Below are 24,011 nucleotides of genomic sequence, written 5' to 3' on the forward strand. Positions count from 1 at the left end.
TTTTCAATTCAGACTTTCTTTAGTAACTTTAATCTATGATGAACGTTGCGCTTACCGTTTATAAAACTTCGCAGCATACGTTTTGTCTTGTACAGCGTTGGTCGGCAAGGTTGTCATGTACCATCCTTGGTCCTAGGTCCAAGGGTATTCATCGACCTAAATTCAGACGATGTTGGGGTGGTTTCGTGTAGCTATAGATTGTCATGTTTCAAAAAAAAATAAAAAAAATGCTCTTTATAATTTTATTCATCGTGGCGGTAGTCGCAGCAGGTGTAGCCTATTATTTATTCACCAATGGTAATGTTAAAGTAGATATGGCCTTGAAGTCAGCTACGCTATATGATTTTAAAGTGAAGGGGTTGGATGGCTCGTCCATCGATTTTGCGCAGTTTAAAGGTAAAAAGATACTTGTTGTAAACACCGCTTCTAAATGTGGATTTACACCACAGTACGAGGGACTCGAACGCTTGTATAAAAGATTTAGTGATAAGTTGGTCATTGTAGGTTTTCCATCAAATGATTTTTTAGACCAAGAACCTGGTAAAGATGCCGAAATAGCTGCTTTTTGTCAACGGAATTACGGCGTAACTTTTCCGATGGCAGCAAAGATTGATGTTAAAGGAAAGCGGCAAGCGCCTATTTATCAGTGGTTAACAAATAGAAGCTTGAACGGCGTAGAAAGTTCTGCTGTCCTGTGGAATTTTCAGAAATATCTGATCGATGAAAACGGCAGGCTTATCAAGCATTTTCCTCCAAAAACAGATCCCGAAGATCCAGCAATTGTAGCGCTGATCGATTAGTTAGACAGCGTTCATTCAACTTTCTTTAAACAGTTGAAAGTCCGCGGTAGTGGCTGGCTGCACAATGGGAGAAATTCTTTTTTAACTTATTTCTTCACCGCCACTTGCTTACCTGCAGTACTTTTTCATCCAGCTGCGCAGCCAATGATTTCACCCGCGCTTTTAAGATCAATTTTCTACCAGCAATTGTTCGGGTAAAAATTAATTCACAATTCCCTACATGTGCTTCCCACTGATTGCTAAAATATTCGGCGAATTCTTTTTTGCGTGCCAGCAGTTCCGGAACAGCATGATAATCTTCCTGCTTGACAAAAAAAGCAAATTTATTCTTCCTGACAATAACATAACGCGGATTATTGATCGGTGCAATAATCTCTTGTAATGCATTGATAAATATGGATTTGTCGAATGTTGTACCCCCTTCTAAATGGCAATAAACGGCACCGGAGCGGTCAACTTGCGTTTCCACGCGCACTTCGTTTTGATCAGCCCGTATGATATGTGCTTTTAACAAGCTATTTAAGAGCGCAGAACTCACTTGTTTCAGATCTTTGGAAATATCGCGATATTTCAAATATAGTCTGAGTGACTTGATCGTATTTCTTCCGAAAAGCAGCATTCCTACTGCACTCAAGCTGGCGATGTAAATATAAAAATCTTTCAGGCTTTGCATATTTTTTAATGCCCTAAAAAATCCTTGAACGTTGTCAAGCCCAAAACTTAGCCAGGCAGCGCCCACTGTCGCCAGTACATTTCTAATTGTTTTGTTGAGATACAACGATTTTACCCGTTGATAATCTTGTTCTTCCGCAAAAGGTATCTTGATCTCCTCGACGAGATTCATTCCTTTGGTAAGCGCATCATTCCACCGCTGCCTGAGGTTTACCCGATTGGCAGCAAATAGTAGCATTTCCGCATTTTTCCGTGAAATTTCCCCAACGTTGTTTATGTTTTCAGGTAGATCAAAACGGCCTATACCATTTTCAATTTCAGGTTCTTGTCGCAGCGAGACGCCGACAAAACTTTTGAACCGTCGTTTTAGTAATTTAAGGTCATCACCACCCGTTGCCGAGGTAGAGTCAGCACATACCAAATGCCAGATATTTGCCGTTTTTTCCTTATTGCCCTGTTGCACTCTAATAGCCCGACCGCGCATCTGATTGGAAAGTACAAATGAGCCGACAAAACTCGCTAAAATCAACGCATTGATTGCCGGAGCATCCCAGCCTTCACCTAGCAATGATTTGGTCCCCAGTAGGACTTCAATTTCTCCAACCTGGAATAGCTGTGTGACAATGTGAACAATATCGTGTTTAAGACCCTCCGTCTGGTTTATTAAAAGGTAATTTGCATCAAAAGGAACAGGGCTCGTAGAGCTGTCAAATATACCATATCTAGCAGCAGTAGTTTGAAATGCTGAGTAAGCACTGGCCGGAATAATGATCATGGATCCTGTAAGCACAGCGAGTTTCTTATTATTCTTATTTTCCCGTCTTAATTTTTCGAAAATAGGGATGACACCTATTTTGTTCAATTCAAGCGTATTGTGGTCGGTGTTTACATAGAATTCTTTTCGGATGAAATCCGAGAGGACCACCAGTCGCAGGTCATTCCCCAATTTTTCATATTCAAAATCCACGATCGCGGTAATAGCGTCCATTTTACTGATACTGGATGTTAAATATTGTCGGACACGGCTATTTTGGGAAAAGTTTACCTGTTTTCTTTCCATGGCACCGTGCCGTTGTAATTTATTTTCCAGCGCGCTTCGATGTTCTGCAAATACATTGAAATGCACCTTTTCCTGATGTAGGTAAAATTCAAGTAGAATTTCGAGCCATTCATAATCCAGGTGAGGTATTTTAAAATCTTTGCCACCGATGATTTCCATATGGAGCTCGGGAATTGGGATTTGGTTGGCATGGAGAAAAATTAAGCATGCCGAGTAATATTTCAAGTTATTATAGACCCAGTCGAGATCATCCATCGGGTTTAGCCATATCGGATGATTTTGGATCCCCTGAAGTACGATTTCGTCCGTGCCTAATTCCTTAAATAGCTTAAGCATACTATCCCTGTAATCGGCAATAAACTGTCTTTCCTTTTCGCTGGGATTGGTGAAATAGATATAATCCTGATGCGGACATAGATCACCTTCAATGACAAGTTCGGGGACCGAAATTTCCGCATCTATGGGGCCGTTGAGGTCCATATAGCGCTGCCATTCTGTTGGAGAGACATCGTAAGGGGGAGTCGCTGTTAGGCCAACGATCGTCGGGTTCAGCTTTTTCTTGATATTAATTAATGTATGCCACCACTCATTTTTAAGATGGTGTGCTTCGTCGACGACAATTGTACCAATTTTTTGGGATTTCAATCCTTTTAGGATAAAGTCAAGGTTTGAATCTGCTCCCTTTGGATCTTGATCACTGCAGGCAGCATGCATTCCCTGATAAGTCGCTACAGTGATAAATTTAGGATTTCGGATATCCCTGGAGATCCAGTCAGGCACGGTATCCGATTGAAGAAAAAGTTCACAAAACCGTTGTATCCATTGGTTACGGATTGCACGTGTCGGTGCGAGAATTAGCGTTGGTTTATTGATGCGTATAGCAACTTCAAGCCCCAGGACCGTCTTACCTGAGCCGGGAGGCGCCACCACATGTAAATGACCATCTTTAAGATGCTCCTGTAATTCCTCAAGTACCCGCAATTGGTACTTACGCCATGGATATTTGAATTTAATTGCTTTAGGGTACTCAGTCAATAGATTCGGATAATTTAAAATTTACACCATATTGCAGCGCAATATACCAATTTAGTTGCAAATACGATTTGCCGGAAAGGCTTGTGAAATTAACTCTATTGACCTCGAATGTAAGCGACTCACCTCTTGTACCCGAACAGTGCTATGTCCGTGCTTGATCTGTACAGCCTCCAAAAATAGGCTAGTTTTAAGCTCTGAATTTTAGCAAGATGTTCGTTAAAAGTGAATAATAGACGGGGGGATTTTGGCACCGTTTTTATCTGCTGTTAGGCTTATTGGAAGGCATAATAATTACTATTCGCCGAGATTGACTTTATATTCGTGTATCAGTCCCAGAAAATAACTTGATATCTTTGTAAGCTTACTTGAAGGAGTTGTCAATGCATAAACAAAACGTTATCTCGGTTATATTATTCATAAAACCAAGAAATCAGCAACAGCAATTATAAAATACGAAGTAATATGGGAAAAATTATATTCAGATTTTGGTTGGTTAATGTATTGATAAGTGTCGCGCTATTTGTACTGTACCGACTTGTTATCGCAGAGACGGATACGGCTGCTACGGGATTTCTCGAGACAATCATCGTTATTCTGGATATTATTGTCAATTTGGGTTTTTCAACAATTTATCTTTTCGCGGTGATTTTATGTTCCTTACTATTTTTTCTAAATCATATCGAAAAAATTCGCCGTAATAAAGCATTATCGTTTTTGACATTTTCGGGAATACCGGCTGTTTGCCTGATCTTACTGATCATTTATATTTTGGTTGGATTTTATAAATATCATATGGTTCTTGACCCGTTAAAAATGCTGCTTCTGTTCTCCGTTATTTATCTAGCCAGCACCATCTTAGAATTTATCCTGTTCCGGAAAATAATCGAAAAACAGCAGGCTGACCCGAAAGTTCAGCAATAAACCGCATTGTTATGTTATCCCTTCCTGGCGTATCTACTGTCCTTTACAAAAAAACGCAGGGGTAGGACTGCGTGCTCCTGAGCATAAGCGATACCGATTCGTGCTGCTTTTCCGATTTGTGCTGAACTGTATTTTATTCCCTGATCTTCAATCCATATGCTATCACCGGTCAATAATGCGCCATTAAATGAGGCGTCAATTCCCAAAGCTTTAGCTGTAGATCCCGGTCCGTTGGAGAAGGAGGGTTTTTCGGGTCGCACAGGTCTCCGCAATGCCATTACGTCAATGCCAACCAACGGTTCAATCCCTCTAATTAGAACGCATTGGGGATCGTCTGCTCCAGAAGTCACAATATTCAACAGATGGTGAATACCATAACAGAGGTATACATAGGCGACGCCACCTTCCTTGTACATCGGCTCGGTTCTCGATGTTCTCTTTCCGTTAAATGCATGGGATGCTTTATCCATAATGCCAAAGTAAGCTTCGGTCTCGACAATTCTACCCGCTGTTACCAGGCCATCTTTTTGCGTATAGAGAACTTTTCCTAACAGATCTTCCGCCAGGAATATGGTATTTGTATTAGTGTAATAAGATTGAGGTAGTTTAACCATTTTTTATCCTTCTAACTGTCAACGATTATGTTCGTCGCATGACGGTGATTAAATATAGAGAAAATCATTTGATTCGCTATTCATTAGCCAATCAAATGATTTCAGGGCTTATATTCAGGAGCAGATGAAAAGCCTGTTTATCTTAATTTTCGTGTTTCCTTAGCAGATGTTATTGGTAAGACGGCACAGTTTGACAAACAATAAGTACAGTGTATGTTGTGTGGATTATTTTAAAAAGCTATTCAGGAAACCTAAAATGACACTTGTCTGGCTCATCAGACTGACATGGCCCTGTCCTGGGATAATGGCTAATTGGGATTTCGGCATTTGTCCAAAGTCACCAACTACTGCACCGCCCAATAATTGATATGTTTTTACCAGCTCGATCTTGTCTAGACCGTCGTTGTCTCCAGCAATCAAGAGTACAGGTGAAGATATTTTGGCAATATTTGCGTCTCCCAGATCATATGGTTGCTGTGCCAATGAGATCATCTGTTCTAAAAATTTTGTCCACTTTGTTTTGTCGGGAGCAACGGCTTCATAGGCTTGCTGCATCGGACTATTTTCAAATAGTGCTGGTTTCATGTTCCGGAAGGCTTTGTTAATTTCCGGCATCCATCCCTTACTTTTATAGGTAGCAGAAATAATGACTAATTCATCTAAGCGCTTCGGATACTGAATGGCAAATTGGTAGGCTACTGCCCCTCCAAAGCTGTAGCCAAGCACTGCAGCGTGTTCAATTTTCAGATAATCCATCACTTTGGCAACATCAGCTGCAAGTATGGCGTGGTCAAATTTTCTATCAGAATAGGGTGAATGGCCATGGCCCTGCAACTCAATGGCGATGACTTTCCTGTTTTTTGACAGTTCGGGTATGAGCTGACTCCAGTTGGTGCTGATGGTCATAAAAGCGCCGTGTAATAATACAATCGGTTTTCCAGTACCATAAACTTCATAATATACCTTGCTGTCCTTAAGGTGTACTAAACCTTGAGCCGAGGGTTTAATTTGGGCATAAGATTGCATAACAGTAATCATCATAATGATATAAAGTAATGATTTAAAAATAGTATTGGTTTTGATACGTGTGTTCATAACGAATTTATTTAAAATGTACATGACAAATATCATTACGATTTCCCAGGAAAATACTGTGGAAATACGACAAATATAGGGGCGATTGCGTCAGAAACGCGAGCAGACAGTTCGGTAAAAAAAGATCGGATCGCGATAATACCGAGGGGAGGATTTCGTATCGCTGGGGCAGTTGAGGTGTAATTAAAAAAGACAGGGACCAATATCCTATACCAGCCCCTGTGTTTTGCTATTATTTCAACTTATCTTTTACACTTTTAGCATGATCTAAGTGGTTTCTAAGTGTTGGTAGAGTTTTATCTACAAACGCTTTCAGCTCGGTATCTTTAAGATTTTTACTAGCGTCCTCAAACAGCTTGATATCCTTTTCATGGTCTTTAACCATATCTTCGATATACGATTTATCGAAGTCTCCGGGCGACTTTTTGGACAATTCATCCTTCAAATTTTGCTCATCTGTACCCAAGGTGGCTGGTAGCGTGATATTTTTTGCTTGTGCAAGTGTTGCAAGTTGATCATTTGCTTTGGAATGATCTTTAACCATCATTTCGCCGAAGGCTTTTACATCCAGATGCTGGCCTTTTTCCTTTGCAAGTTTTCCAAGTTCTACCTCAGCCATGCCACCGTTCGCTGCTTCAGTAACGAATTTTGCATCGTCTTCACTGACAGCAACAGGCGTCGTTGCCGTATTATTATCGTCTATGTTTTCTGGTGCTTTTGTTTCGTTGATACTGTCTGCTGTTTTTTTGCTGTCGTTATTTGCATTGCCGCAACTTTGGACAGCAACAATAGAAAATGCAATTGCTAGGGTCAAAAATATTCTTTTCATGATCTTATGAGTTTTGATTTCTAGATAAACAGTGGTCAAAACAGTATCGTTTCAAAAAAATGACCAACGCAACTATCTCATATTACATTTACGTGTTTTTTAGCTTCAAAAATTTAATAGTGATACCCAGCTGACCCAGGTGGTAAAAATCGTGATGGATAAGGCCTGTCAGGAGGTATTTGAGGTTGTGCGGGAAATCAGGATTCGCATGTTTATAGGGTTGCTCGAGGAAGGAATCGTCTTTGCCGTTGAGAAAGTGAATAACGTGTCGCTGACTATCCCAGAAATCTTCCAACAGCTTTTTCCAGCCTGTTGTCTTCAGTTCGTCATTCGTTCGCCAATTCCTAGCTTCGTTCATTTCGAGTCCCCGTGGATTTCCCTTCAAACGGCTTAGAACCTCCTTACGCCATTCAATGAGATGCGACATCAGTTCCGCTACACTGTGCATTTCTGGGATAGGACGCTCATAAACAGATGATTCGCTCACCGTAGCTAATTTTTTTTCAAAATTTTCATCGATCCATAGATCGGCGTGCTCCACATCCTTTAATTGCTGAATGATATCTTTTATCAGAATAGTGCTCATAATGACTTAGTTTTAAAATGATTAAGTTTGAGATTTTAGAAAGTAAACCGAACTATACAGGAATTAGTTTTAACCAATTGTGTATTCGTTTAAAATGCTAACATCGTACTGAAGAATTCCAGCTAGCAACGCTGGAATAGTTGCGGAGTAAAAAGGTTCTAGTTAGGATGTAATCAGTAGACAAACTATTATATGCTGAATCTTGTCCTTCTATCGAGATTCCCTAGGAAAGGCAATCGCTTTATGATCCGGGCTCATACCCGCGTTTTATGGTCTCGAACAATCGTATTGAAATGGCTGATCAAAGATCCACAGCACGTCTGTCTATCAACGAATTAATGAAACAGGCTAAATTGTTAGAATCCGAAGGCAAATTGGAGGATGCTGTCAAAAACTATCATACAGTTATCGCAAAGGATAAGCTGCATGCCGCTGCATATAATCGGCTCATGATTGTATATCATAGGCAGAAAATGTACAAGAAAGAGCTAAGTACCATAAAGAAGGCACTCGCTGCCTATGAAAATGATCTGTTGAAAGATCAGCGCAAATGGAAGAAGCTGAACGGTGGGTCAGCGGACTTAAGTCAGCGTTTGGCCAAAGTACTGGGATTAATGCAGGAGGATGGCCTTCCAAGATATGAAGAACCGCAAGTCATGGCCTGGAGAAAGCGTTTGGGAAGGATAGAGCAATCTATCAAAAAGGCAAAAGGGGTAAAGACCTAGACGCTTTAAATTTGTTATAAAATCGTAAACGAAATTGTAGATGCTACTGTTCACTATAAAACTCATTAGTTTTAATAAGTCGATATTGAGCCGAAACCCATTTTATAAATGACGATGAAATACATATTCTGCACGGTTGAAACACCCAAAAATTCAAATGCTAAATACAACTATGAGCCAAAATGTGGCGGATTTGTTCTAGCAAAATACCTTCCTTTGGGCTCAGTTTTCCCCTATGATTTCGGTTTTATCCCGGGCACGGTAGGAGAGGATGGTGACCCTTTGGATATTATCGTTATTTCGGAACAAGGGACGTTTCCTGGCTGTATATTGAAATGCAGAATAATTGGTGCAATAAAGGCGATACAGCAGAATAAAGATGGCGACACTGTCGAAAATGACCGGTTTTTGGTTGTGCCAGAGGCTTCAGCCGTCTTTGGTCACATTCATCGTGTCGCCCAATTGCCTGAAACCGTGCTCGATGAACTGCAACAGTTCTTCATAAATTATAATAAACAGGAAGGCAAAAATTTCCAGCCTTTGAAAATTCTAAGTGCTAAAGATGCATGTAAGGCAATAGAAAAAGCAAAAAGTAACAGTCAGCCCATCAAAAAAATTGAACTTTTTCTTCCACTCTACGATGCGTCGGGAACACCCTTCTCCGCTCAACTATTTCAGGATATTAGTAAGCAGCTCATTAAAGACTTTGGCGGGATAACAGCTTATACGCGTGCCCCTGCCATTGGTATATGGGTCGATCCTAAAAAACAGCCAATTAAAGACGAGAATGTGGTTTATGAAATCATGGTTGCTGAAATCGACCATGCCTACTGGAAACAATTCAAGAAAAAACTCGAATTACAATTTGCCCAGAAAGAGTTAGTTATTAGACAAAGTGAGGTCGGGCTGCTCTAGTCGGTATATTAAAACTGTAGATCTGCTGGAATGTAGACCTAGTAGGCTTATAGATTTATTTAGTTTGAAGCGTAGGTGAACGGAAAATCAAAATAGAAAATAGATCCCTTATCCTTGGCGCTTTGAACGTGTATCTGTGAACCATGTTTTCGCAGGATTTCTGCGACCAAATATAGGCCGATGCCAAATCCAGATATGTTAGAAGTATTTAGGTTATCCACTCGATAGAATGATTTAAAAATATTCTTTTGATGTTTGGGCTCAATTCCAATCCCTTCATCCTGGACATATATACGTACTTTTTCGCCTATTATCTGCGTGCCAATAATAATCGTTCCGCCATGGGGAGAGTATTTTATGGCATTGTTAAGGAGGTTGGCAAAAACCTGATCCATTTTGGGCCAGTCAGCTAAAATATGAACGGTAGGGTCGCAACGCAGTTCAATGCTGTGCCGAGTCGTTTCCAAATTATTAATACAGTCCTGCATTAATTTGTCAAGCTGAAAAGTCGTTTTGTGAAGTTGTAGTTTAGCTTCGTCTACCTCCGTTATACTAAGAAAATCCGCAATCATGAGCATCATTTTTCTTACTTGAGATTCGATCTTAGTTCCTATCTGGGCACTTTTTTCACCAAATATAGTTGCATGCTGTTGCATCATCTGCGCACTCATCAAGACTGTGGTGAGCGGTGTTTTGAGTTCGTGGCTTGCTACGGATATAAACGTATTTTTTCGCTTCTCTTCCTGCTTTTTTTCAGTGATATCCCGTGCAATTTTTGATACACCAATGATCTCGCCGAGATCGTTTTTTATGGGGGATATCGTCAGCGACAAATCGACCAGTTTGCCTGATTTTGTCTGCCGAACAGTTTCAAAATGCTTGATGGAATGCCCCATGCGCATTCGCCCCAGGATATAATCTTCTTCAGAATGCCTATCTCGTGGAATTAATTTTAGGATGGACTGACCGATCATTTCCGCATTTGAATAGCCAAAAAGATTCGCCGCAGCGTCGTTCCAGCTGGTTATAATACCGTCTAGTGTCTTTCCGATAATCGCATCGTAGGATGAGTTAACAATGGCTGCGAGTTCGGCACTTTTTTCTGTCGCTTTTTTCTGATCTGTCACATCCATAAGCGCTCCGATAATCCTGCGCGATTCTTTGCTGCCGCTAAAGAAAGCCGATCCCGTGATTTTTACAAAGGCAATCCCATGTGTGATAGGTCTTATAATGCGGCAGGTAAACTCAAAATGGCCGTCCATTTTATTTTCGCTCAGCCCTCTCATTTGCTGGAAAATAGCGGGTTGATCTTCCGGATGGATGAGCGTTATCATCGCTTCTTTCTTTTGGATTGGGGCAGAAAGTTCCAAAATTTCTTGAGCCTGTGGGGAAAGTTGAACTATTCCTTTCGCAGCGTCCCAATCCCAGGTCCCAAGTCCGGTAGAGGCGATGGCAAGGCGAAGTCGCTCTTCCTTCTCCTGCAGGATTGCTGTGAGTTTATCTCTTCTTTTTTCTGCAAGTACGGCTTCCGTAACATCTTTGGTAAAACACATCGAATGGACAAATTCGTCATCCTTCATCAAAGCACTGGAATTTATAACAACATGCTTTATATCTCCATTTTTGCACCTCAGACTTTGCTGGATAATCCTCCACACGTTGATTATTTAAAAGCATGTGTAGGATTTTCGAAATGGTATCCTGATCTGTGTGAAAGTCTGCAATGGGGAAACCAATATATTCTTCCTTACGATAACCAAGAAGGTCAAGTTCAGCTTGATTGGCCCAAATAATAACCACTTCCCGGTTAACCCAATGTAGTGCTAGAGATGCACTGTCGATAAAGTCAGTTAGTTCAGTAATCCGGTTGTTAAGCTCAAGATTTTCAATTCGTAATTGTTCTATTTGTTCGGAACTGTTCATAAAGATGTCGTATGGTGTTATAAAGACAATTATATGGATATAAAACTACTTTAAAAAAGGTAAAAGTACGGGTCATCTTAATGATAAATAACAAAAATCGCACTAAACCATGTTTGAAGCTATTTAAAGCAAACAAAAATTGGGTGATGGCAGTTTGAAAATAATAATATCGAATAATTTTAAGTATAATATTTCATGGTCTCCTGAAGACGTTATATTGATGCTTATCATTGATTTTAAGGATGATATTGATACAGAAGATATTACCGAAGCAATTACCCGCATCCGTACACGCATTAAAACCGAATTTCAATTTATCCATTATGTCATTATCCAACCAGAATAAATATTAAGTGCCAATTAACCTTGATAGCTATTTTAATAGCAGCTGCTTCGTTTTGCAAGTGAGCTTTTGCAAGGACATCGCGGGGGAGCCCTATGCCAAGATTGCAAAGAACAAAGCGTTGGCTAGCACAGTAAAATGTAGCGTTGGGCTATCTTTAGGATGGATAACCGAGTTTCGGAACTTTATCGAAAAATTATATAAGTAGTAGAAGAATGACAATGTAAACGTTTAAGTTTGTAGATCACCAATATTAAATTTAAGGTTATGCTATATTTAGGAATTTTGGTCTTTTTTGGACTTATTACATTATTTGCTTCATTTTATACGGTAAAGCAAGAGTCTGCGGCCGTGATAGAAAGGCTGGGTAAATTTTTAAAAGTAAGTCATGCCGGTTTGCATTTAAAAATTTCATTTTTGGATCAGATCGCTAAGCGGCTGAATCTTAGGATAAAGCAATTGGATGTCATAATTGATACCAAAACATTGGATAATGTTTTCATTAAGATAAAAGTTTCTGTTCAGTATCAGGTAATCAGAGATAATGTAAAAGACGCGTATTATCGTCTGGAGAATCCCGAAAATCAGATTACATCGTATGTTTTTGATGTTGTACGTGCTGAAGTTCCAAAAACAAAATTAGATGATGTTTTCGTAAGAAAAGACGATATTGCCATTGCTGTAAAAAGTGAATTGCAGGATGCGATGCAAAGCTACGGTTACGATATTATCAAAGCATTGGTGACAGATATTGATCCTGATGAACAGGTGAAACATGCTATGAACAGAATCAACGCTGCTGAACGCGAGAAAACTGCCGCAGAATATGAGTCTGAGGCACAAAGAATACGAATTGTTGCCGTTGCAAAAGCTGAAGCAGAATCTAAAAAATTACAGGGGCAGGGGATTGCAGACCAGCGAAGAGAGATTGCGAAGGGACTGGAAGAGTCGGTAAAAATGCTGAATGCGGCCAATATCAATGCACAGGAAGCTTCTGCCTTAATTGTCGTGACGCAACATTATGATACGCTGAATGCCATTGGAGCAAATAGCAGAAGCAATTTGGTCTTGCTTCCAAATTCACCAACAGCAGCAAGCACTATGCTGAATGATTTGGTAGTTTCAATGGCCGCAGCACAAAAAATTGATGGGCATACTAGTGCGCAATTGCCTGAAATTCCTAAAGATAGCAGTCGGCAGGAATAAAACAAAGGTAGCGTGGTATAAGCGCTACCCTTGTTTTATTGTTTCATTAGTATCCCGGGTTTTGGATCAGATTGGGTTCGACTTGAAAGCTACTTTCGTGGAAAGGCCAGAGGTATTGATGTTTCAAAAATTTTCTATCTTCAATTTTAAGCACCTCAGATTTCCCGTCCGCACTTTGTCGCATATGACCCAATGCAGGTTGATTAAGAACTACTTCTGCTGTTTTCCATCGAAGAATATCACTATAGCGCAGCCCCTCACCGGCAAATTCGACTCTTCGTTCATTGCGAATTAAGTCAATCCATTCTTGTTGAGATCTCACCGTGAGATTGACATCTGCTACATTCATATCGAGTCCTGCACGTTGTCGAATCTGATTCATACAGCTTTTCGCTAATTCATCTACGTTATTCAGCATAATTTTGGCTTCGGCATAGGTCAATAACACTTCTGCGTAGCGTGCCAAAGGAAAGTACATATTACCTCCCGTCCGAAATGCATCAGCTTCATCGACAAATTTCTTAAACCAATAGCCCGATCGGCTGCTTCGTAAGTTTTGATAATAGAATAGACTCTTTGAATCATAAATATCTATTTTTTCTTTGTTGAATAGGTCGCCCTGCCCAAAAATACTTGCTGTGTAACGTGGATCGCGATTTAATTTGGGGTTGAGCTCATATTCCTGCTTGCTGTGTAAGGGGCATTTGTCAATCGAACGTCCTTGTAGTGTCCAATAACTATCAACCAAAGACTTCAAAGGAACGACATAAGATTGCCCATTTCCGGTCTTATATTGTGGGGCAAGATGCTGAAAGGAATTTGTAGCAGAATTATTGTGGCTTTCCATGTCAAATTTGATGATAAACTCCTTATTGGTCTTGTCTGCTTGATAATTGAATAGGCTAGCATATTGGGGGTGAAGTTGATATTTGCCACTGTCCATTATTTCCTTCGCAAGGGTTGCGGCAAGCTCATAGCGTCCATTGTAAAGAGCATATCGCATGACCAACGTTTTGAAGGAGTATTTGTTGAACATATAGGCGTTTGTGGTACCTTCATTTTCAGGGAGCCTGTTTGCCACATCTTGGCTCATTTCAAATAGTTTGTTCAGTATTTCAGCTTTCGGCGTTACTGGAGGTATTGCTTCTTCAAGTGTAACCGGGACTAGGACAAAAGGTACGTCACCCCAAACTTCAGTGATCCTGAAATAATGCCAGATACGGAGTGCTTCTAAGATTGCTTTATATTTTTGTCTTATCGATTCATTTTCCACATAGGGAATGTCAATATTCGCGAGGTAAGTATTGATCCGCCCCACGTGTTTATTATATAATGTCCAATAGTACTCAGCCAAACGTGCGTTGCTTGTCATATTGCCATTGGCAATGATCATATGGTGGTCTGTCTCTATTCTAGCATAGGCGTTATCGCTACGACCATCTAACATATAGAAGAGCAGGCGACGTTCTCCTGGTCCCATAAAAACATCCAAATAACTACTGTAGACTACCCGACGTAAATCTTCTTCGGTATTGAAGAACTCGTCGAAGGATGTTGCGGTAGGATCTCGTTTATCAAGAAATTTTTCGCAGCTACTTAACGTTGCTAGCGCAATTATCAAGGTTAAAATTTTCTTTTTCATTAGCATAGTTTTAAAAAATACTCGCACTCAGTCCAACACTGTAGGTTGCCATACGTGGATAATTTCCGTTCCCATCATTTGTTCCAGGACTATCGACATCAATACGTTCGGGGTCAAGACCTTCCCATTTCGTGAACGTGAATACATCCTGCGCATTAACATATATTCTAAAATTTTTGATGCTTTTGCCGATTTTAGGAAATGTATAACCAAGCTGAAGAGACTTGATACGGAAAAAGGCAGCATTGCTAAGCCAAACATCACTGAGTAGGGTATTGGGGCTTGGCCCCGTCCAAAGACGTGGAAAACGGCTATTCGGATTGTCGGGGCTCCAATGGTTTGCTACATATTCGACACGTGGTGCGCCGAGGTCGTTACTGTTTCCATCAACATACACCGGATAGGCCTCTTGGCCGATCAAGCGGCCCGTGCGCTTTCCGATCCCCTGACCCAATGCTGAGAAATCCCAGCCCTTATAGCGAAAGTCCAGATTTATAGCATAGTTATAATGGGGAAGAGGGTCTGCCAGATAGCTGCGGTCCTCATCGTTGATTATACCATCCTGATTTTTATCCACGTAGCGGATATCACCAGGTTTTGAATTTGGCATTTTAGCGGGCGTTGCGTCAACTTCCGCCTGCGTTTGGAAATAGCCATCAGACTGGAAGCCATAATAATTGTTGATTGGGACACCTTTGTACCAGATTCGGTTATTATCGCCTTTAAAGATCAATCTATCGTTTTCATTGTAGCCCGCCTTGAGCATTCGGTTGCGGTTATCAAAAAGCATTCCACCAATCGTATACGAAAAATCGTCCTTTTTGTCGGACCAGCTTGCTGACAGCTCCCAACCATTATTTTCCACGGCACCGATGTTGACCGCAGATTCCAGACTATTTGATCCCGTGAGCGGAGGCACGGCAAATTGGTCATAAATAAGATCGTATGAATTTTTATGATAAAGCTCTGCCGTAAAGGATAGTCTATTTTTAAATGCATTGACGTCTAGGCCCAGGTTCCATTGCTTCTGTTTCTCCCAGGAGAAATTTGGATTGGGAACACGTATTGTCCAGCCCCAGGTATTAACAGATTCCTGCCAGAGGTATGGCGCTACATTTTCGTTTCCGATAAGTCCATAGGAAGCTCGTATCTTAATGTTATTAACTGTTCCCGATTCGAGAATAGGTTTAAAAAAATGTTCGTTATGTAAGTTCCAGGCGAAAGCTCCCGAGGGAAAAAATCCCCAGCGATGACCGGGGGCAAACTTGCTACTCCCGTCTGAACGTCCAGTCAACTCTAAAATATAGCGGTTGTTAAAGGAATAATTTAATTTACCGAAAAAAGAAGCTTTGCTGATTTCTCTAAAATCGGTGAAGGTGTAATTCATGACTTCTGAACCTGCGGTTAGATAGATCTTGTCTTTGTGCTGGCGGAGCTCTTTGTTAAAGTTAATCAGCATCCGAGCGGTGAGCTGGCTTTCACTAACACCTTGCGAGGCATTGACATCATTTCCCCAAATTGCTGCCGGAGCACCATTTTCATCAAAGAACTTATAGGTCAACCTTTTTTGTTTATTGGCCGATTTGTTAATCATGTAGGAGACATTTCCCTCAATATTGAAATTGCTGTTGATGTTATATTTGGGACGTAAATTGATGGTACTACGATCATACATATTGTTTTTTGTACCACCGTGTTTTATTGAAGCAATTGGGTTGATGTTATTATGCAGGATATAGTGTTCGGGGAGGTCAGAATCATAAAAAATTTGTTGCGTTGGGTTCAGGCGCCAGGCCTGTTTATAAAGGCCGTGCCCATCATCGTTTGCCAAAAGACGATCTACCTGTAGACGGTGCGCATAGAAATCGGCCATTAATACAAATTTGTCGGCAATGTTGATATTTGTATTGAAACGTGCCGAAAACTTTTGAGTACCTTCAATCTTATTGAGGCCATTTTCTTTTATATGGCCAAGCATTAAATTAAAAGTACCAACCCCACCACCGCCAGATATACTTGCGTTATTATTCATTGCTGTCGACGTTCGTTCCATGACTTGATCGAGCCAATTGACTTCTTTTAATTCTCCGGAAGCATATTTGTTTATTGTTTCTTCGGGGTAGATCGCAGATTGTCCCTGTTGGATTAAGGTTTCGTTCCGCAATTTCATAAAATCAACGGCTCCGACAAATTTTGGAAGATCAATGGGTTTATTGACTGCAAACCAGTTGTTGGTAACGACTTTAAACTGTCCTGTCTGTCCGCGTTCTGTTTCGATGATGATAACGCCATTTGCGCCACGGGAACCATACATGGAAGCGGATGCGGCATCTTTTAAGACGGTAATGCTTTTAACTTGATTCGGGTCAATATCATGTATGCTCTGTTCCATACCGTCTACGATGACCAAAGGATCTGCATTTTGTAAGGTACTGATTCCGCGAATAGAGATGGTACCCGGAACACTTCCCGGCATACTGTTTCCGCGCATCATTGTGACTCCTGGGATCGTTCCTGAAAAAGCATCCTGCATTTTAAAAATTGGACGATTTTTTATTTTCTCCATATCCATTTGTGATACGGAAGATGCAACGTGCTTTTTGTCTACTTCGGAGAAGCCGACGACCACCACTTCATCAAGCCCCACTTCATCTGCATCCATAATAACATTTAGCTCCGATTTATTGTTAATCGGGATTTCTAGCTGTTTGAATCCGACTGCACTAAAAATCAGGGTTCCTTTTTTGCCATCGGGGAGTGTCAGTTGGAACTCTCCTTTCGTATTCGACGAAGTTCCTGTATTGGAGCCTTTTAGCAGGATGCTTACAGCAGACAATAGATTTCCCTTGGTATCATGTACTTTTCCTTTTATGACTTGCTGCTGCAGATTGGATATGCCGGACGTACTTTGTTCTGGCAAAGAAATATCTTCATTTTTACGCTTGATAACAACAGTACCACGATGTAACATGTAATAGAAAGCGGTGCTTTTGAAAATTTTATCTAAAGCCTTATCGAGTGATACATCTGTGATTTCAACCGTTGCTTTTTCGTTTTTTAGTAATCCTTCTTTAAAGATAAAATGTATACCAGTCTGTTTGGTAATGCTTTCCAGGACAGTCTCAATCTTGGTATTTTGGGCATGTAAAGTTATCTGAGCGGAGCTTGAAGCGTAGGCGCCCATCATGGATGTCGCCAATAAGATTCCTGTCAGTTTCATTTTTAATAAATGGTTCAGAGTTTTCCCTTTGTCAACGGGACATAAGGTCCCTTTTGAATAAAATAAATTATTCATAAATTGGTATAGAATTAATGGTTTATGATCAGTGTTAATTCAATTTTGATGCAGGAGTATTTGCCGTACTTCTGCATTTTTATCATCTTAATTTAGGTTTTTCGCTTTTTTACATACAAAGTCCTCCTCAATAAGTTTATCTGTTTATAATTAGTTTATCTGTTTACAATTAGTTTATCATTGTCAATGGTCAATTTATAACCTGTCAAATCTTTTAGTACATTACAAAGTTCCGCCAGCGTTACATCTCTTTTCATGCTACCTTCATATCGTTCATTATTTAATGGGATCTTACAATCGACCTGAATTCCGTACCAACGGCTTAATTCATCAAGTATCTGTTGCATATCTTTATTTTTAAAATAGAAATATCCGTCTTTGAAGGCTGTGGCTTCGGCCTTACTGGCTAATGGAAAAGTCTTTAGCTTTTTATCGACAATTTCCGTTTCGCTGCCAGCATTCATATAGATTTCGTTTTCATCGTTGCTAACTTTAAGTTTTCCTTCTGTCAATGATACTCTCGTATTTGCATGATAGGAATTTACATTGAAAGCTGTTCCGATCGCCTGTATATTGATATGATTTGTTTCAACAATAAAGGGCCTATGTGCATCTTTTGCAACTTCAAAATAGGCTTCACCTTTTAGTGTCACTCTTCGCTCTTTTTTATCAAAATTTGCTTTATAGCTGAGCTCAGAGGCAGCATTTACCCACACTTTAGTCCCATCGCTAAGGGTTAATACCATGGTAGATCGTTTAGGAACTATTAAAGTATTTTTTAGGTTTTCTGCTAAGCTAGCGGGGTATATAAGCCGTCCTTCTTTTAATTCGATACCTTGCGCAAAATATTGGATTGCCTTTTTTTCGGTTAATCGTATTTCTTCTTTGCCCTCAATTTTTAAAACTGCACCTGCTCCTCCTGGAAGAACATCATTTTTATGTCCGTATATCTTGTCCGGAATTAAATAGTTTATAGGTTTTTCTTGCTGTTGTCTTTGCCATAACAGCGTTAGGACAAGTAATAGGGCGGCAGCAATCCCAATAGCCTTGTACCATGGTTTATTTAAGAAGAGATATTTCTTTCTTGATTGTAAAATTGTTTCCTTCGCCGTAAATTTACGCTGTGTGATGAGCCATTCTTGTTTTACATCAGTAGTGCGAAGATCAAAAGGAGCATATATGTCGGTCTGTGATAACCGACGAGATAAGCTATCCCTTGCGCTTGGATATTTTTGTAAGAGATTTTTTAATTGGTTTTCTTTGTCGGATGGTAACTCACCATCCTTCAAAAGAAGAGCAATCAGTTCTGCTAATAGTATTTTGTCGGTTTCTATCATAATTCAGAAGCTAAATAACTTGAACGGTTGAAATGGGTGATCCGTTTATGGAAATAAGTGGAGGTTTAGTTATAAGGTACTGATTGTTAGAGTGTAAAAAATGTAAGAAGTAGGCTTAGAAATTTTCTTTTAAGCAGGTTTATCGCACGCATCCTTTGTGTTTTAACCGTGTTTACTGGAACATTGAGTTCCTGTGCGACCTCGTCATACTTCATTCCGTCCAGATAGATTAAACGGCAGATTCGTTGACAACCTTCGGGCAATTCATTGAGTTCCCGATGAAGAGCTCCAATCAGTTCGGCGTTTATTAAATTATCCAGAATATCATTGTCATCCGGCTGGTCAGGGTTAAATTGGCTCCGTACACGATCAAATACCACATTTCTTCGTTTGATATTCATCGCTATATTTTTTACAGCGCTATAAAGGAAGCTCTTAATGACGGGCTCTCCCTTTTGCAGTAAGTCCTGTCTACCCATTAGAACGATAAATGCGTCCTGTACGATGTCTTTTGCAATTTCTTCGGAACCAACCCATGGAAATGCAAATACACTGAGTTGCAGAAAATATTTGTTAAAATAATATTCTGTGGATAACATTTCGTTTACTTTTTTTATTAAAATATAAATTTTAAAAGTGAAATAAAGAAAAATATTAGAGATTTTATGTAGGTAAAAACGTCTTAAAATTTTGAAGCTTTATAAAGCTGCTATTAAATGCTGTTTTTAGTTATAGTTTACTGTAATTTAATATAAATATGATATAACAGAGGTTTTTTTGTGTGAACATCTTGGTTTTTCGGAATCTTTCATGTGTTGTTTCTATCGATTTTTTTTCAGAGGTAGGCTACTTTACAGTAAGGCTTTGTGCGTTTTTATCTCATAGCGATTTGCCCCATAATTTTAGTTATTCAGTGAACAAGCCCATTGCGAATAGTAACGGATCAGCTACGAATTCTAAGTGACCATTTACAGATATTTAATCATCATTTAAATAATTAAATGTGTCTTTATTTTTACCGTCATATACAAGGGTATGCCATCAAATCATACCATGGTTTAACAAGTAAATTTAAAAACAATGAAAAGATTAATGATGAGTTTGGTAGCAGTGGTTATGCTATCATCTGTTGCTTCGGCTAAGACAGCGACAACACTGGTCAATGGAAATGCATCTGTGAAAACAACTTCCCAGCGCCTGGCCAACAATACGCTCCGGGTAACCGAGGAAACCACGGAAACGAATGCAGCCTTTGTACGCTGTAATTTTAAGGTAAGCATATATAGCAGCGACGGCGTTTTGCTAGGCAGCGCAGTCTATACAGATTATGCTTCTTCAGCTGGCGGTTGTGCGGGTTTTTTTGCTGCAATGCATGACTGGGTTGCAAACAACTAACTTTTTATTCATTATCACAAAAAACAAAAGCGGGGCTTTGACCCCGTCTTTCTAAACTAAATTATCATGTGTAAATATTATATATTCTTTTTATTTCTGTTCCTTTCCAGATTATCTTCTGCACAGCGGCTTCATGCCGTATATGAATACATTCCATCGGCAATGGCTACTTTTAAAGAAGCGGTCTATTATGATGGAACAGTGAAGATTGCTGTTCGTGATTCGATGCCAATTCGTAAGCAAGAGCTTAACAAAGATGCCGACGATGAAGAAGTAGCATCTTCATTTTCGATAACAATCGGTTCTGGCAAGAGGTATAACAGGGTCGTGATCCATCAAAATAAGACTGACCAACAGTTAGAAACCCGTTCCATTCAAGGTGTTAACTATTTGGTGACGGACAAATTTCCGGCGCTGGTCTGGAATAAGGATTACACCGATGTGGATACATTGGGCATACATGTATGCCATAAGGCAACGGCCTCTTATCGAGGAACTACGTTGGTAGCTTATTATACGAATGATATTCCCGTGCCTGTTGGACCATCGAAATTTGGCGGCTTGCCAGGCCTTATCGTGATGCTCTATAACGAAAGTGCTAATCCGAACTATTGGTACTTGAAGGAGGTAAATTATCCCTATACTGGCGATATTCCCGTAAATGATAAATATATTCAGTCTTTACCCAAATTGAGCCTGGAAGAGTTTGTCAAGAAAGACGACCAATTCAATGAAGAGCAAATGCGCATTATGTACAGCAAAATGCCAATGATGGAAGGCGTAAGCGTTGAGAAGCAAAAAGTTAGGGGCAGTGTAGAGCAAGTGTATGAATGGGAACATCAATAAGCGGATAGCGGTCTTACTCAGCTTTTGTCTGTTGTGTATGGCCGTATATGGACAAGTTGCTATCCATGGAAGCGTCAGTACTGAAGGAAAACCTTTAGGAGGGGTGCGTATTGATTTACGGCGTGATGGCGATAACAAAATGCTGGCTTATACGTTTAGCGACGGTCAGGGGAAATATCATGTGCAAACGGCCCAAAGTGGATCATTTACGTTGCTATTCAAGGCGCTGAGCTTTAAGTCTGTTTCCCTTTCCATCACACCAATGCAGGTCGATACGCTAATTGATGTGCAGTTATCAGCTGGGGGAGTGGAACAATTGCAGGAAGTGATTGTCCACTCCAAAGGGGCTTATCGTCGGGGCAGAGATACCATTGAGCTTGCTGTGAAATCCTTTTTGCAGGGCGACGAGCGTACGGTAGAAGATCTACTTCGAAAGATCCCAGGTATTCAGGTGGGTACCGACGGCAGTATCAAAATAGGTAATAAAGAAGTGGAAAAAGTGATGGTGGAAGGGGATGATTTTTTCGAAAAGGGCTACCGCTTGCTGACGCAAAGCATGTCTGTTCGTCCCTTGGAAAAAATTCAGATATTGCAGCGGTATTCCAATAATAAGCAGCTGAAAGGTATCGAAAATTCGGACAAGATTGCACTAAATCTGCAACTTAAGGAGGAAAGTAGGGCACAGTGGCTTGGCTCTGTTGATGCGCAGGTGGTTCCCATAGGCCCCAAATATTATCAGGCGAGTGCTAACCTGATGAATTTTGGGAAGAAGAACAAATATTATCTCTTGGGTGCTGCTAACAATAACGGAGTGGATGCCGTAAGCAGCATCAACCACCTCATTCAGTCTGGTTCTCCAGATGAACCAGGTCAGATTGGTGTGGGGGTAACAACACCCACTTTGATAGATAATACACCAAATCTGCCTGGTTTTGATTATAAAAGAACCAATTTCAATAACGACAAGTTGTTGTCATTGAATACCATTTTAAATCCGACCCCACAGTTAAAAATCAAATGGCTGGGTTTTGCAAATCCTACTAAAAAATCATTTTACCGAAATACCGTGCAGAACTATCATTTGGATGATATCCAATTTACCAACACGGAAGATTATCAGTTTACCAGAAACATCGATAACTACTTCACGAAACTGGAGCTGCAGTTGGAGCCCAATAAGCGTACATTGTTGAGCTATTCAGGTACACTAGGTTCTTTGAGGAAAAATGATTTGGGCGCATTATTGTTCAATGGTGTACAAAGTGAGGAACTGACCAAAAGCAAGGGGTATTTGACCAACCACAATCTGAGTTATAGCTACAAATTTTCGGAGCGGGATGTACTGGTCAGCTCACTACGTTGGATAAACCAGCAATCGCCAGTAGATTACAGTATCGATCAATATTATTATAAAGACTTGTTTGGGGGGGAAGATATCCGTGCGGTAAAACAACATATTGAAAATAATCTACAGTATTTGGGTACCACTACGCATTATGTAAGCCGGAAAAAAAATGGTGACTTCTTTGAGTTGGCTTTCAATATGGCCTATCAGCAGCAACCGCTTAATACCGAATTAGATTTGCTGTCAAATCCAGATGAGTTAGGGGGAAAAGCAGTCTCTCCCTCGGGATTTTCTAATGCGATGGACTTAAACGTATTCCAGACAAACTTTACTTCCAAGTACACTTTTAAACGAAATAAATGGGAATTAACACCTCGTTTGCAGGTAGGTCTCGTACAGAATAGGTTAACAGATTTTGGGAAAACCATGCCTAAAAATAACCTCTTGCTTTCGCCTGGATTATCGGGGAAATGGGTTATCCACCCAAAAGGGCGCCTGGAAACCGACCTCTATTTTCAGCAACAGAATACCTCGCTTACCGAGCTCATTCCCCATTATTATACGACAGGAGTTCGAAACTTTATTCGAGGAATGGATAAGCTAGCCACGCTAAGCAGTTCTGGTGGCACGCTGATGTATACCTATGGCAGTATGACAGATCGTTTTTTTGCGAACCTCTCGGTCGGACATCAGATTTTGTTTGATTATGTGGGTACAGAAAGCAGTTTAGACCCCAATTTTAGCCTTGTGCAACAGGTATTGCTCAAAAACAAAAAGAGCAGCAATTATAAGGCGGATCTTAATTACTACCTGAAGGCTGTAGGAGGAAATTTTCGTTTGGACTTAGGTGCAAATACAGCAGATTACGAAACATTGGTGGTGGGCGTGGGCAATCGTCGCATCCATACAGAGACATACGATTATGGACTATCGTTTAGAAGTGCATGGAAATCCAGGTTGAATATTTACACAGGTTACGCCCTGCAGTCGGTCACTTATCGCTCAGATAGCAAAACTACACTACATAATAGTCGCGGGTTTCTGAATGTATTTTTGAATATGGGAAAAAACATACAGTGTAATCTAAAGAATGAATCCTATCGCTTTGGTAGTTTCCTTGGCCAGGATTCCAAGACCTATTATTTCTCGGATTTCTCCTTAGCTTATGAATTGCGGCAGCATAGGACAAGATTTACCATGACAGCAAAAAATATTTTCAATACTCGCTTTTTCAGAAATGCTGAATTGACAGACCTTTATAATACCAGCACCGAATATAAGCTTTTGCCTGGTTATATCAGTTTTGGGGTAGATTATAGCTTTTAAGTTTTTATTTTGAAACTAGGACAGTACTATCCCCAAAGCTGAAAATCCTACGCGGATAGCCAACACAATCGTTGCTGGTTGATTACAAGTTGATTTCGTCT

The 24,011-nt window shown here is 40.2% G+C and carries 20 protein-coding genes; 9 read left to right on the plus strand and 11 right to left on the minus strand.

The window, feature by feature from the left end; translation table 11 throughout:
• Window positions 1-227 precede the first annotated feature (227 nt).
• Complete coding sequence (locus B3E92_RS12380) at window positions 228-800, plus strand: glutathione peroxidase (protein ID WP_286754494.1); 573 nt, start codon at window positions 228-230, stop codon at window positions 798-800.
• A gap of 94 nt (window positions 801-894) precedes the next feature.
• On the opposite strand, the gene B3E92_RS12385 is transcribed toward B3E92_RS12380, so the two are convergent.
• On the minus strand, window positions 895-3,567 hold the full coding sequence (locus B3E92_RS12385) for a DEAD/DEAH box helicase family protein (RefSeq protein ID WP_286896941.1): 2,673 nt from the start codon (window positions 3,565-3,567) through the stop codon (window positions 895-897).
• 462 nt (window positions 3,568-4,029) lie between these two features.
• Between B3E92_RS12385 and B3E92_RS12390 the strand changes: the two genes are divergently transcribed.
• The gene (locus tag B3E92_RS12390) at window positions 4,030-4,488 is read left to right on the plus strand and encodes a hypothetical protein (RefSeq protein WP_286896943.1); all 459 of its coding nucleotides are present in this window, start codon (window positions 4,030-4,032) and stop codon (window positions 4,486-4,488) included.
• 14 nt (window positions 4,489-4,502) lie between these two features.
• On the opposite strand, the gene B3E92_RS12395 is transcribed toward B3E92_RS12390, so the two are convergent.
• The 4 genes from B3E92_RS12395 to B3E92_RS12410 all read right to left on the minus strand — a co-directional run bounded on the left by B3E92_RS12395 (window position 4,503) and on the right by B3E92_RS12410 (window position 7,612).
• Window positions 4,503-5,102, minus strand: coding sequence for a DNA-3-methyladenine glycosylase (locus B3E92_RS12395; protein WP_112374544.1), 600 nt, complete (start codon window positions 5,100-5,102; stop codon window positions 4,503-4,505).
• A 225-nt stretch (window positions 5,103-5,327) separates the two neighbouring features.
• Window positions 5,328-6,197, minus strand: coding sequence for an alpha/beta fold hydrolase (locus B3E92_RS12400; protein ID WP_286896946.1), 870 nt, complete (start codon window positions 6,195-6,197; stop codon window positions 5,328-5,330).
• Between the two features lie 232 nt (window positions 6,198-6,429).
• Window positions 6,430-7,026, minus strand: coding sequence for a DUF4142 domain-containing protein (locus B3E92_RS12405; RefSeq protein WP_286896949.1), 597 nt, complete (start codon window positions 7,024-7,026; stop codon window positions 6,430-6,432).
• 88 nt (window positions 7,027-7,114) lie between these two features.
• A complete protein-coding gene (locus tag B3E92_RS12410) occupies window positions 7,115-7,612 on the minus strand; it encodes a DinB family protein (protein WP_286779441.1) in 498 nt (165 codons plus the stop codon).
• A gap of 269 nt (window positions 7,613-7,881) precedes the next feature.
• On the opposite strand from B3E92_RS12410, the gene B3E92_RS12415 reads away from it, so the two are divergent.
• Together B3E92_RS12415 and B3E92_RS12420 are read left to right on the plus strand one after the other, a co-directional pair.
• Window positions 7,882-8,337 (plus strand): hypothetical protein, encoded by a 456-nt coding sequence (locus B3E92_RS12415; protein ID WP_286896951.1) that lies wholly within the window; start codon window positions 7,882-7,884, stop codon window positions 8,335-8,337.
• Between the two features lie 114 nt (window positions 8,338-8,451).
• Complete coding sequence (locus B3E92_RS12420) at window positions 8,452-9,252, plus strand: inorganic diphosphatase (RefSeq protein WP_286896953.1); 801 nt, start codon at window positions 8,452-8,454, stop codon at window positions 9,250-9,252.
• 59 nt (window positions 9,253-9,311) lie between these two features.
• On the opposite strand, the gene B3E92_RS12425 is transcribed toward B3E92_RS12420, so the two are convergent.
• Window positions 9,312-10,832, minus strand: a complete 1,521-nt coding sequence (locus B3E92_RS12425; protein WP_286896956.1) for a PAS domain-containing sensor histidine kinase — start codon at window positions 10,830-10,832, stop codon at window positions 9,312-9,314.
• Window positions 10,822-11,175 (minus strand): PAS domain-containing protein, encoded by a 354-nt coding sequence (locus B3E92_RS12430; RefSeq protein ID WP_286896959.1) that lies wholly within the window; start codon window positions 11,173-11,175, stop codon window positions 10,822-10,824. The genes B3E92_RS12425 and B3E92_RS12430 overlap by 11 nt, the downstream gene beginning before the upstream one ends.
• Window positions 11,176-11,329: 154 nt before the next feature.
• On the opposite strand from B3E92_RS12430, the gene B3E92_RS12435 reads away from it, so the two are divergent.
• On the plus strand, window positions 11,330-11,521 hold the full coding sequence (locus B3E92_RS12435; RefSeq protein WP_201303514.1) for a hypothetical protein: 192 nt from the start codon (window positions 11,330-11,332) through the stop codon (window positions 11,519-11,521).
• Window positions 11,522-11,785: 264 nt separating this feature from the next.
• Window positions 11,786-12,724 carry an SPFH domain-containing protein gene (locus tag B3E92_RS12440; protein WP_286896962.1) on the plus strand — a complete coding sequence of 313 codons (939 nt, stop codon included), beginning with the start codon at window positions 11,786-11,788 and terminating at the stop codon, window positions 12,722-12,724.
• A 46-nt stretch (window positions 12,725-12,770) separates the two neighbouring features.
• Here B3E92_RS12440 and B3E92_RS12445 read toward each other — a convergent pair whose 3' ends face one another.
• The 4 genes from B3E92_RS12445 to B3E92_RS12460 all read right to left on the minus strand — a co-directional run bounded on the left by B3E92_RS12445 (window position 12,771) and on the right by B3E92_RS12460 (window position 19,597).
• Window positions 12,771-14,366: a RagB/SusD family nutrient uptake outer membrane protein gene (locus tag B3E92_RS12445; RefSeq protein ID WP_286896964.1), complete on the minus strand. Its 1,596-nt coding sequence runs from the start codon at window positions 14,364-14,366 to the stop codon at window positions 12,771-12,773.
• 10 nt (window positions 14,367-14,376) lie between these two features.
• On the minus strand, window positions 14,377-17,586 hold the full coding sequence (locus B3E92_RS12450) for a SusC/RagA family TonB-linked outer membrane protein (protein WP_286844221.1): 3,210 nt from the start codon (window positions 17,584-17,586) through the stop codon (window positions 14,377-14,379).
• Window positions 17,587-17,816: 230 nt separating this feature from the next.
• Window positions 17,817-18,998: a FecR family protein gene (locus B3E92_RS12455; RefSeq protein ID WP_286896966.1), complete on the minus strand. Its 1,182-nt coding sequence runs from the start codon at window positions 18,996-18,998 to the stop codon at window positions 17,817-17,819.
• An 86-nt stretch (window positions 18,999-19,084) separates the two neighbouring features.
• Window positions 19,085-19,597 (minus strand): sigma-70 family RNA polymerase sigma factor, encoded by a 513-nt coding sequence (locus tag B3E92_RS12460; RefSeq protein ID WP_286896968.1) that lies wholly within the window; start codon window positions 19,595-19,597, stop codon window positions 19,085-19,087.
• A gap of 481 nt (window positions 19,598-20,078) precedes the next feature.
• Between B3E92_RS12460 and B3E92_RS12465 the strand changes: the two genes are divergently transcribed.
• The 3 genes from B3E92_RS12465 (at window position 20,079) to B3E92_RS12475 (ending at window position 23,910) form a co-directional block, all read left to right on the plus strand.
• On the plus strand, window positions 20,079-20,393 hold the full coding sequence (locus B3E92_RS12465) for a hypothetical protein (RefSeq protein ID WP_286896970.1): 315 nt from the start codon (window positions 20,079-20,081) through the stop codon (window positions 20,391-20,393).
• A gap of 66 nt (window positions 20,394-20,459) precedes the next feature.
• Entirely contained in the window at window positions 20,460-21,239 is a 780-nt protein-coding gene (locus tag B3E92_RS12470) for a GLPGLI family protein (protein WP_286896972.1), read from the plus strand.
• Window positions 21,220-23,910, plus strand: coding sequence for a hypothetical protein (locus B3E92_RS12475; RefSeq protein WP_286896974.1), 2,691 nt, complete (start codon window positions 21,220-21,222; stop codon window positions 23,908-23,910). Before B3E92_RS12470 ends, B3E92_RS12475 begins: the two co-directional genes overlap by 20 nt.
• The last annotated feature ends 101 nt before the right edge of the window (window positions 23,911-24,011 follow it).

Origin of the sequence: Sphingobacterium sp. UBA6317, from assembly GCF_002440385.1 — a bacterium.
In the GTDB taxonomy this organism is placed as follows: Bacteria; Bacteroidota; Bacteroidia; order Sphingobacteriales; family Sphingobacteriaceae; genus Sphingobacterium; species Sphingobacterium multivorum.